9 protein-coding genes are annotated in these 10,087 nt (G+C 70.9%); 6 read left to right on the forward strand and 3 right to left on the reverse strand.

Going from position 1 to position 10,087, the window contains the following annotated elements; genetic code table 11:
• Positions 1 to 6 precede the first annotated feature (6 nt).
• A complete protein-coding gene (locus RIN80_RS24285; protein ID WP_309097780.1) occupies positions 7 to 825 on the forward strand; it encodes a class I SAM-dependent methyltransferase in 819 nt (272 codons plus the stop codon).
• Between the two features lie 15 nt (positions 826 to 840).
• Here RIN80_RS24285 and RIN80_RS24290 read toward each other — a convergent pair whose 3' ends face one another.
• Positions 841 to 2,052 (reverse strand): winged helix DNA-binding domain-containing protein, encoded by a 1,212-nt coding sequence (locus tag RIN80_RS24290; protein WP_309097773.1) that lies wholly within the window; start codon positions 2,050 to 2,052, stop codon positions 841 to 843.
• Positions 2,053 to 2,809: 757 nt separating this feature from the next.
• Here RIN80_RS24290 and RIN80_RS24295 point away from each other — a divergent pair.
• The 4 genes from RIN80_RS24295 (at position 2,810) to RIN80_RS24310 (ending at position 7,892) form a co-directional block, all read left to right on the forward strand.
• Positions 2,810 to 3,583 carry an isoprenyl transferase gene (locus RIN80_RS24295; protein ID WP_309097774.1) on the forward strand — a complete coding sequence of 258 codons (774 nt, stop codon included), beginning with the start codon at positions 2,810 to 2,812 and terminating at the stop codon, positions 3,581 to 3,583.
• 419 nt (positions 3,584 to 4,002) lie between these two features.
• Positions 4,003 to 5,328 carry a PhoH family protein gene (locus RIN80_RS24300; RefSeq protein WP_309097775.1) on the forward strand — a complete coding sequence of 442 codons (1,326 nt, stop codon included), beginning with the start codon at positions 4,003 to 4,005 and terminating at the stop codon, positions 5,326 to 5,328.
• Between the two features lie 399 nt (positions 5,329 to 5,727).
• Positions 5,728 to 6,447, forward strand: a complete 720-nt coding sequence (locus tag RIN80_RS24305) for a transglycosylase SLT domain-containing protein (RefSeq protein WP_309097776.1) — start codon at positions 5,728 to 5,730, stop codon at positions 6,445 to 6,447.
• 137 nt (positions 6,448 to 6,584) lie between these two features.
• The gene (locus RIN80_RS24310) at positions 6,585 to 7,892 is read left to right on the forward strand and encodes an AI-2E family transporter (RefSeq protein ID WP_309097777.1); all 1,308 of its coding nucleotides are present in this window, start codon (positions 6,585 to 6,587) and stop codon (positions 7,890 to 7,892) included.
• A 73-nt stretch (positions 7,893 to 7,965) separates the two neighbouring features.
• Here the strand turns inward: RIN80_RS24310 and RIN80_RS24315 are convergent, their stop codons facing one another.
• Positions 7,966 to 8,499, reverse strand: coding sequence for an alkyl hydroperoxide reductase (locus RIN80_RS24315; protein ID WP_309097778.1), 534 nt, complete (start codon positions 8,497 to 8,499; stop codon positions 7,966 to 7,968).
• Positions 8,500 to 8,502: 3 nt separating this feature from the next.
• Positions 8,503 to 9,057 carry a peroxiredoxin gene (locus tag RIN80_RS24320; protein WP_031119691.1) on the reverse strand — a complete coding sequence of 185 codons (555 nt, stop codon included), beginning with the start codon at positions 9,055 to 9,057 and terminating at the stop codon, positions 8,503 to 8,505.
• Positions 9,058 to 9,196: 139 nt separating this feature from the next.
• On the opposite strand from RIN80_RS24320, the gene RIN80_RS24325 reads away from it, so the two are divergent.
• On the forward strand, positions 9,197 to 10,087 hold an 891-nt coding region (locus tag RIN80_RS24325), incomplete at its 3' end, for a LysR substrate-binding domain-containing protein (protein ID WP_375141796.1).

The following is a 10,087-nucleotide window of genomic DNA, read 5'->3' on the forward strand; positions in this document are numbered from 1 at the left end:
CCCCCCATGGCCGGCCACCGCACCACACCCCCCAAGCCCCCCACCTTCGAAGCCCTCCTCGCCGAAGGCGCCTCCGTGCCCACGGAAGGCTGGGACTTCTCCTGGTTCGAGGGACGCGCCACGGAGGCGCGGCCCTCCTGGGGGTACGCCGTGTCGACGGCCGGGCGGCTGAGCCGGGCGAGTGCCGCGCTCGACGTGCAGACGGGGGGCGGGGAAGTGCTCGACTTCGCACTGGCCAGGGCCGGCCGGCGGCCTCCGCTCACCGTCGCCACCGAGGGCTGGCCGCCGAACGTCGCCAAGGCCACCGCTCTGCTGGCACCGCAGGGTGTCGCCGTCGTGGCCGCCGCCGAAAAGGCCCCGCTGCCCTTCGCCGACGGCGCCTTCGACCTGGTCGTCAGCCGTCATCCCGTCCGGCCGCACTGGGACGAGATCGCCCGCGTGCTGCGGCCGGGCGGGACGTACTTCGCCCAGCACGTCGGCCCGGCCAGCGTCTTCGAACTCGTCGAGTACTTCCTCGGCCCCCAGCCGGAGGAGGTGCGCGGCGGCCGTCATCCCGAGCGCGAACGGGCCGACGCCGAGGCCGCCGGGCTGGACGTGGTGGATCTGCGGGCGGAGCGGCTGCGGATGGAGTTCCACGACATCGGCGCGGTCGTGCACTTCCTGCGCAAGGTGGTGTGGATGGTCCCCGGCTTCACCGTCGAGGCGTACGAGCCGCGCCTGCGGTCCCTGCACGAGCGGATCCTGGCCGACGGGCCCTTCGTCGCGCACAGCACCCGCCACCTCATCGAGGCCCGCAGGCCGGACGGGCCCGCCCGGCCCGCGTGATCAGCGGCAGTCAGCTCACGCGTGCGGCCCCACGGTCACCTTCCCCAGCACCAGTTCCGCCGTCGCCTCCAGCACCTCGCCCACCCGCTCCGCCTGCTCGCCCAGTTGCCGCCGCTGCCGCGCCGTCAGCCGGACGAGCGGCTCCACCGTGATCGTCGTGCGACGGCCCCGGCGCCGCTGGTGCCACACCCCGCGCACCACACCGTCGACGAGCAGCACGGGATGGTTGCCGGCCTGGCCGCCGGCGAGGGCGCGCCGGTACGCCTCGCCGGGGAACAGCCGCTCCCGGGGCTGGCCGGCGACGACGTACGCGTCGAAGTGGGGCAGCAGCCGCACGCCTCGCGCGGGGCCCTCGGGGAACGCGGTGTCACCCGCCGTCACCCAGGCCGGTGACCCCTCGAAGTCGACCTCCTCGACGGCGCCGGCCGCCGCCATCTCCCGGAACAGGACCGTGGCCCAGCCGGCCGGCGCCGCCAGCCATCGTGCGAAGTGCGCCGGGGTCGCCGGTCCGTACGCGCGCAGGTAGCGGCTGACGAAGGTGAACAGCCCGTCCTCCGCCCCCCGAGCCCCTTCCGAGTCCGCCCCTGCCCACGCCGGACGCGTGTACGTCGCCTTGCGCCCCCGGTTCGGGCCGAAGCACAACTTCCCCGCCCAGCCCGCCCGGTGCATCACCTGCCGCCAGCGCGGCCACAGGTCCTGGAACGCCGGCATCACCCGGTCGCCCGCCCACGGACCCGTACGGGCGACGACCTCCCCGGTCAGTTCGTCGAGGGTCAGGCACCTGCCGTCCAGCGCGTCACCGATCGCCGCCACCACCTCCTCGGCCTGCTCGCCGGTGAGGCGCACCTCGGGCGGGAAGGGGCTCGGGCCGACCGGGACCGCTAGCAGGGCCGCCGACCAGAGGGGGAGTTCGTGCGCCGGGAGCAGATGGACCGTGCCGCGCGGGCCGTACGTCCTGACCAGGGACCGCTCCTCCCAGAGCGCGGACCGCACGTCCGTCCGTGTCACCCCGCCCGCCGCCCGCATCCCGATCGACACCTCGGCGGCGGAGAGTACCTGCGCGTGCGCCCCTCTCATCGCCGTGACGATGTCGGCGACCGTGCCGGTGCCCCCGCCGCTGACCGGGCCGGCGGCCGGGTTGCCGGCCGGCGCCGGTCCGGCCGGAAACTGCCGCTCCGCGCGCCGCGCATTCGCCGCGTCCCAGGTGATCCGCACCGTGCTCGTCATGGGCCGACCGTAGAGGCGAATGAGGACAGGTCCCGTCCTCTTCGCGTGGTGCGCCGTGTCACTCCGTTCGCTCACACCTCTCGTGCATCTTCCGTCGAGGGTTTTCACATCGTTATCCTGCTGGCTCGCTTTCGAGCCGCCCCATCACGTAACTTCGGACCAAGGTAATTCGCGTGAGCAAAGCTGCGCGGGCGGTACCGCGCAGTGGAGGGGGCTGCGCGGTGCCAGGGCCTCCCCGCGAGGGAGGCGGGTGGGTGACCTCGGCGGTCAAGCGGGCGTTCGCTGCCGGGTTCACCCGTCAGGGGGATGGGTGGACAAGTCCGCCGAGCGGATCCCAAGGTGCGGCAAATCCTCCGGATCCTGCCCCAGATCACCCGATTCCCCTGCGTACCGGCGGTGTTTCGGCCATGCGCGAGTTGTGAACGAAGGGTTCCGCGGTCATCGCGGCGTCGCCGGGCGGCTCCGGAGAGTAGTTGTGGCCCGCCGATGCACGCAGCAGCACTTACAAAGGGTTATGGTGGAAACCCCCCCTCGGGCCGGTCCGTCTCCCCCCCACGGACCGGCCCGTTTTCTTTCGCCGCGCGAGGCGGCTCGAACCCACGGCCGGAACCTTGCGTTCCGCACCCGTTGGCGGCCCAAGGCCGCAGCGGGGGTAGGCTTCGCCTCCGGGGACTGCCACACGGGCGGGGACCGCCCGCGGCCGCGACCGGGCCGCTCGCCGCGGCCCGTCCGATCCGTACGGAGGGGCGACAATCACGTGAACCTGCGCGACAAGCTGCGTGGCCTGCTGGTCAGGCTGTACGCACGCCGGGTGGAAGGCCACCTGGACCACGCTCAGGTGCCCAAGCACATCGGCGTCATCATGGACGGCAACCGGCGCTGGGCGAAGGCCGCCGGATCCAGCACCGTCCACGGGCACCGGGCCGGTGCCGAGAAGATCGAGGAGTTCCTCGGCTGGTGCACCGAGACCGACGTCGAGGTCGTCACCCTCTGGCTGCTGTCCACGGACAACTTCGACCGTCCGAAGGAAGAGCTCGTCCCCCTGCTCGGCATCATCGAGGACGTCGTGCGCGCGCTCGCCGCCGACGGCCGCTGGCGGGTCCACCACGTGGGTACGCCGGACCTGCTGCCCGCCGGGATGCAGACGGTCCTCAAGGAGGCCGAGGAGGCCACCGCGCACGTCCAGGGGATACTGGTCAACGTCGCCATCGGGTACGGCGGCCGCCAGGAGATCGCCGACGCCGTGCGGTCGATGCTGCTCGACGCCCAGGACAAGGGCACCTCGATGGAGGAGCTCGCCGAGGCCGTCGACATCGACATGATCGGGCGTCACCTCTACACGAGCGACCAGCCCGACCCCGACCTGGTGATCCGCACCAGCGGCGAGCAGCGGCTGTCCGGATTCATGCTCTGGCAGACCGCGCACTCCGAGTACTACTTCTGCGACGTGTTCTGGCCGGCCTTCCGCAAGGTGGACTTCCTGCGCGCCATGCGCGACTACGCCGCCCGCCACCGCCGCTACGGCGGCTGAGCACACCCACGGGCACACCACGGGCACATCCGCGGGCGCCGGCACGGACACCCACGGACACACCCGGACGCAGGACGTCCCACGTCGGACTCCCGCGGCCGTAACCCTTCCCGGTACCCCCGGTTCCTCCCCGAAGACGCACGTCACGCGGAGTTCACCGGCCCGCCGTCATATGCCGTGGCATGGCGACGCTCGTTCGAGGGCATAACCCAGTCAGGTCGACGCCCGAACCACGGGTGTCGGATCTCAGCGGACGGCACGGGGCCGTCCGCCCGGGAGGCCCTTTGCACCAGCCCGATCGTGCGGTCACCGCACGGACGCAGGCGGAGGGCCGGTTTTCGGCCCATGCAGGGCGGCCGACAACCGGTCCAGCTCCACTCCGTCGCTCCCCGACCTCATCCGAGGGGGTACGTCCTTCCGTGGTGACCAGCACAAAGCGCCACAAGCCCGACCGGCGCACCTATGTCCTCGACACCAGCGTCCTGCTGGCCGACCCGAACGCCCTGCACCGCTTCGACGAGCACGAGGTCGTGCTCCCCATCGTCGTGGTGACGGAACTGGAGGCCAAGCGGCACCATCCCGAACTCGGCTACTTCGCCCGGCAGGCCCTGCGCCTGCTCGACGACCTCCGGGTGCGGTTCGGCCGCCTCGACGCCCCCATCCCCACGGGGGACCTGGGCGGGACCGTCCGTGTCGAGCTCAACCACTCGGACCCCAGCGTGCTGCCCAGCGGCTACCGCCTGGGGGACAACGACTCCCGCATCCTCGCGGTCGCCCGCAACCTGCAGGCCGAGGGGTTCGACGTCACCGTCGTCTCCAAGGACCTCCCGCTCAGGATCAAGGCGTCCTCCGTCGGACTCCTCGCCGAGGAGTACCGCGCGGAACTCGCCATCACGGACTCCTCCGGCTGGACCGGAATGTCCGAACTGACCCTGCCCGGCGAGCAGGTGGACATCCTCTTCGAGGAGGGCCAGGTCTACGTCCCCGAGGCCGCCGACCTGCCGGTGCACACGGGTCTGATGATCCAGTCGGAGCGCGGCAAGGCGCTCGGGCGGGTCACACCCGAGGGCAACATCCGGGTCGTGCGCGGGGACCGCGAGGCGTTCGGCATCAAGGGCCGCAGCGCCGAGCAGCGGATCGCGCTGGACCTGCTGCTCGATCCGGACGTCGGGATCGTGTCGATGGGCGGCCGGGCCGGCACCGGCAAGTCGGCGCTGGCGCTGTGCGCGGGCCTGGAGGCCGTGCTGGAGCGCCGTCAGCACCAGAAGGTGATGGTCTTCCGGCCGCTGTACGCGGTGGGCGGGCAGGAGCTCGGCTATCTGCCCGGTACCGAGGCGGAGAAGATGAGCCCCTGGGCGCAGGCGGTGTTCGACACGCTGTCGGCGGTCACCAGCCGGGAGGTCATCGAGGAGGTCACCGCGCGCGGGATGCTGGAGGTCCTGCCGCTGACGCACATCCGCGGGCGCTCGCTGCACGACGCGTTCGTCATCGTGGACGAGGCGCAGTCCCTGGAGAAGAACGTCCTCCTCACCGTGCTGTCCCGGATCGGGGCCAATTCACGGGTGGTGCTCACCCATGACGTGGCCCAGCGGGACAACCTGCGGGTCGGCCGCTACGACGGTGTCGTCGCCGTCGTGGAGAAGCTGAAGGGGCATCCGCTCTTCGCGCACGTGACCCTGACCCGGTCCGAGAGGTCCCAGATCGCCGCCCTTGTGACCGAAATGCTCGAAGACGGGCAGATGTGACCGCCCCGATGTAATAGGGGCGATTGCGCAGGAGTTGGCGCCGTCCGGAAAGGCGAAGAGCCTAGCCGGGCGGCGCCTTCGCGTGTGGACTTTCCTGTGAATTTCCCGCGCCCAACGGGATGTGAGCTTTCACACGCAACTCGGAATTGCCTTGCCCCGTCGGGTTACGGCAGAGTCTCACTTCTGTCAGGCCCCGCATACGACACAGCTGTACCCCCAGCGGTACGGCACCACGTAGAGCACATGCCAACTCCATAGCGATGTCGTATGCCGCCCGAGCACCACGCGGCACTCCCCTCGCGGGAGTTGCCCACCGGGCCCGCGCCTCCCGTGACCCCGTAGTTGGGGAGGCCAGTGCCAGGGGCACGATTGCGTCCGCGAGGGTCACCGAAGCGGGCGATGCTGGAAGGAAACCGTGTGAGCCGGATCTCGGTCCGGGGATTCGCAGTGGCCTCGGCCACGGCGGTCACCGCTGTCGGAAGCGTCGTCGGCGTTGCCTCGGGCAGCACCGCGCAGAACAGCGACGCGGAAGCGACGGCAAGCGGCGCCACGCTGCTCGCGGACATCCCCGCGGGCCAGCAGGCCCAGGTGCAGACCGCGTCCCTGACGCAGCAGGCCGACGCGCAGGCCATCGCAGCGGACGTGAGCGCGAAGAAGGACGCCGAGGAGGCCGCCCGCAAGGCCGCCGCCGAGACGGCCATCGCGAAGAAGAAGGCTGCCGAAGAGGCCGCCGAGAAGGCCGCCAAGGAGGCCAAGGAGCGCGCGGAGGCCAAGGCAGCGGCCACCCGCTCCAAGGACATCTCCGACTTCCCCGTCGCGTCCTCCTACTCCATCGCGCAGATCCAGGCGATGGCACGGCAGATGGTGCCGGCGGGTCAGTTCCAGTGCTTCAGCAACATCGTGGACCACGAGTCCGACTGGAACTACAAGGCGGTCAACCCCTCCTCCGGTGCCTACGGCCTCTTCCAGGCCCTGCCGGGCTCCAAGATGTCGTCCGTCGGCGCCGACTGGCAGACGAACCCGGCCACCCAGATCAAGTGGGGCCTGAACTACATGAACGACCGCTACGGCAGCCCGTGTGACGCCTGGTCGTTCTGGCAGGCCAACCACTGGTACTGAGCCGACCGGCCCACGGCCGATCCTCTCCTTCGCGCGAGCCCCGCACCGTCGTACGGTGCGGGGCTCGCGCCATGTACGGTCGGACGCGGACGGCTCCCGGGGGAGTGGTGCGCACAGACGGGGGAAAAGGACGGATCATGTCGCGAGTGCCAAGGTGGCTCGGCCGGCTCGGTGCCGGACTGACCGAGATGAGCGAGCGGTACAACGAACGCCGTGCCGCGGCCGAACGGGAGCGGGACGACCCCGAGTCCGTCCCGCGGCCCGACGAGCTCGTGCCGCCGCCCCCGGACTACGCCCCCGACGTCCCGGCCCGGCCCGACCCCGCGCTCGCCGTGCCGTGGGGCGTGCGGGTCGCGGCGGAGGCCGGCTGGCGGCTGCTCGTCCTCGCGGGCACGCTGTGGGTGCTGATGCGAGTCATCAGCGCCGTCCAGCTCGTGGTGCTCTCGTTCGTCATCGCGCTGCTCATCACGGCCATGCTGCAGCCGACGGTGGCGCGGCTGCGGCGCCACGGGGTGCCGCGCGGGCCCGCCACCGCCCTGACGGCGATCCTCGGTTTCGTCGTCATGGGCCTCATCGGCTGGTTCGTGACCTGGCAGGTCATGGAGAACATCGACGACCTGTCGAGCCAGATCCAGGACGGCATCGACGAGTTGCGGAACTGGCTGCTGAACAGCCCCTTCCACGTCACCGACAAGCAGATCAACGAGATCGCCAAGAACCTGCGTGAGGCGGTCGGGGCGAACACCGACCAGATCACCTCCGCCGGGCTGGAGGGCGTCACGGTCGTCGTCGAGGCGCTGACCGGCATTCTGCTCGCGGTGTTCTGCACGCTGTTCCTGCTCTACGACGGCAAGCGGATCTGGGAGTGGACGCTGAAGCTGGTGCCGGCGGCGGCCCGGCCGGGCGTGGCCGGGGCGGGGCCCGCGGCCTGGCGGACGCTGACGGCGTACGTGCGCGGCACGGTGATCGTCGCGCTGATCGACGCGATCTTCATCGGGCTCGGGATCTACTTCCTCGACGTGCCGATGGCCGTGCCGCTGGCGGTGTTCATCTTCCTGTTCGCGTTCATCCCGCTGGTGGGCGCGGTGGTGTCCGGGGCGCTGGCGGTGGTCGTCGCGCTCGTCACCCAGGGGGTGTTCACGGCCGTCATGACACTGGTGGTGGTGCTGGCGGTGCAGCAGATCGAGGGGCACATCCTGCAGCCGTTCATCCTCGGCCGGGCGGTGCGGGTGCACCCGCTCGCGGTGGTGCTGGCGGTGGCGTGCGGCGGGATGGTGGCCGGGATCGGCGGCGCGGTGGTCGCCGTGCCGCTGGTGGCCGTGACGAACACCGTCGCCGGGTATCTGCGGGCGTACGCGCGCAAGGCCGCGGTGCGGCATGCAGTGCCGCCGCGCGGGGCCACGGCGGTGAGCGCGGAGCCCGCCCCCGAGGCGCCGCGGGAGTAGCGCGCACGACGAACAGGGCCCCGTCCACCGGTGGGTGGACGGGGCCCTGTCACGACGGGCGTACGGCCGGGGGTTACTCGGCCAGGACCGCCTCGGCGTCGAGCGTCACGCCGACCGCCTGGATCACGGACGCGATCTTGAACGCCTCCTGGACGACCTCGCGGTCCAGGCCCGCCTTGCGCAGGACCTGCTCGTGCGAGTCCAGGCACATGCCACAGCCGTTGATGGCCGAGACGGCGAAGGACCACAGCTCGAAGTCGACCTTGTCGACGCCCGGGTTGCCGATGACGTTCATCCGCAGACCCGCGCGCAGGCTGCCGTACTCGTGGTCCGACAGCAGGTGGCGCGTGCGGTAGAAGACGTTGTTCATGGCCATCACCGCGGCGGCGGCCTTGGCCGCCGTGTAGGCCTCCGGCGACAGGTTCGCCTTCGCCTCCGGCTCCAGCTCACGCAGCACGATCGGGGAGCGCGAGGCGATGGCGGTCGCCAGCACGGTGCCCCACAGCTGCTGGGCCGGCAGGTCCGAGTTGCCGATGACCGAGCCCAGGTTGAGCTTCAGGTCCTTGGCGTAGTCCGGTATGCGCGACTTCAGGGAGTCGAGGGACATGCCTCACTCACCAGCCAGCAGCTTGACCGGGTCCAGGGTCTCGTCGCCCTTGGACCAGTTGCAGGGGCACAGCTCGTCCGTCTGGAGCGCGTCCAGGACCCGCAGGACCTCCTTCGGGTTCCGGCCGACGGAACCGGCGGTCACCATGGAGAACTGGATCTCGTTGTTCTGGTCCACGATGAAGACCGCGCGCTTGGCGAAGCCGTCCTCGTCCTCGATGCCGAGGTCGCGCATCAGCTCGTGCTTGGAGTCGGCCATCATCGGGAAGGGCAGGTCACGCAGGTCGTCGTGGTCCTTGCGCCAGGCGTGGTGGACGAACTCGGAGTCGCCGGAGAAGCCGAGGACCTGGGCGTCGCGGTCGGCGAACTCGTCGTTCAGCTTGCCGAAGGCGGCGATCTCGGTCGGGCACACGAAGGTGAAGTCCTTGGGCCAGGCGAAGATCACCTTCCACTTGCCTTCGTAGGTCTTGTGGTTGATCTTCTCGAACTCCTTGCCCTTCTCCAGCGAGACGCAGGCGGTCAGTTCGAACTCGGGGAACTTGTCACCGACAGTGAGCACAGGCTCTCCTTGCAGCGAAGAAACTCCCGGATTGCGGGCGTTTCCCATGGGTTGGACGGTGTTGATGTTGGCACAGCGTCGATTGATTACGGAAATAGCTACACTCGGTCGGGTTGATCGGAGGTAGTTATCAGTGACCGTGGGTAGTAAGCGCAGGCAGCCGAGCCTCGCCCAGCTGCGGGCGTTCGCGGCCGTCGCCGAGCACCTGCATTTCCGGGACGCCGCCGGGGCGATCGGGATGAGTCAGCCCGCCCTCTCGGGCGCCGTCTCGGCGCTGGAGGAGACACTCGGAGTGACGCTCCTCGAGCGTACGACGCGCAAGGTGCTGCTCTCGCCCGAGGGCGAGCGGATCGCCGTCCGGGCCAAGGCGGTGCTGGCCGAGGTGGGCGCGCTGATGGAGGAGGCCGAGGCGGTCCGGGCACCCTTCACCGGCGTGCTGCGGCTCGGGGTGATCCCGACCGTGGCGCCCTATCTGCTGCCGACCGTGCTGCGGCTCGTCCACGAGCGGTATCCGCACCTGGATCTGCAGGTGCACGAGGAGCAGACCGCCAACCTGCTCGACGGCCTGGCCGCCGGACGGCTCGACCTGCTGCTGCTCGCCGTGCCGCTGGGCGTGCCGGGAGTGGTGGAACTGCCGCTGTTCGACGAGGACTTCGTGCTCGTCACGCCGCTCGACCACGCGCTCGGCGGCCGTGAGGGCATTCCCCGCGAGGCACTGCGCGAGCTGAACCTGCTGCTGCTCGACGAGGGGCACTGCCTGCGCGACCAGGCCCTCGACATCTGCCGGGAGGCCGGCCGCGACGACGTGCCGGTCACCACGACCGCCGCCGGGCTGTCCACGCTGGTGCAGCTGGTGGCCGGCGGGCTCGGGGTCACGCTGCTGCCGCGCACGGCCGTCAAGGTCGAGACCTCGCGCAGCAACCAGCTCCTCACCGGGTACTTCGCCGACCCGGCCCCCAGCCGCCGGGTCGCCCTGGCGATGCGGGCGGGGGCCGCGCGCGGCGCGGAGTACGAGGAACTGGCAGCCGCC

The organism is Streptomyces sp. (assembly GCF_031181705.1).
In the GTDB taxonomy this organism is placed as follows: domain Bacteria; phylum Actinomycetota; class Actinomycetes; order Streptomycetales; family Streptomycetaceae; genus Streptomyces.

Coding starts and splice junctions, on each gene's coding strand:
- RIN80_RS24310 (WP_309097777.1), top strand. CDS start 6,585: ATGTCGCGAGTGCCAAGGTGGCTCGGCCGGCTCGGTGCCGGACTGACC.
- RIN80_RS24305 (WP_309097776.1), top strand. CDS start 5,728: ATGCTGGAAGGAAACCGTGTGAGCCGGATCTCGGTCCGGGGATTCGCA.
- RIN80_RS24285 (WP_309097780.1), top strand. CDS start 7: ATGGCCGGCCACCGCACCACACCCCCCAAGCCCCCCACCTTCGAAGCC.
- RIN80_RS24315 (WP_309097778.1), bottom strand. CDS start 8,499: ATGTCCCTCGACTCCCTGAAGTCGCGCATACCGGACTACGCCAAGGAC.
- RIN80_RS24290 (WP_309097773.1), bottom strand. CDS start 2,052: ATGACGAGCACGGTGCGGATCACCTGGGACGCGGCGAATGCGCGGCGC.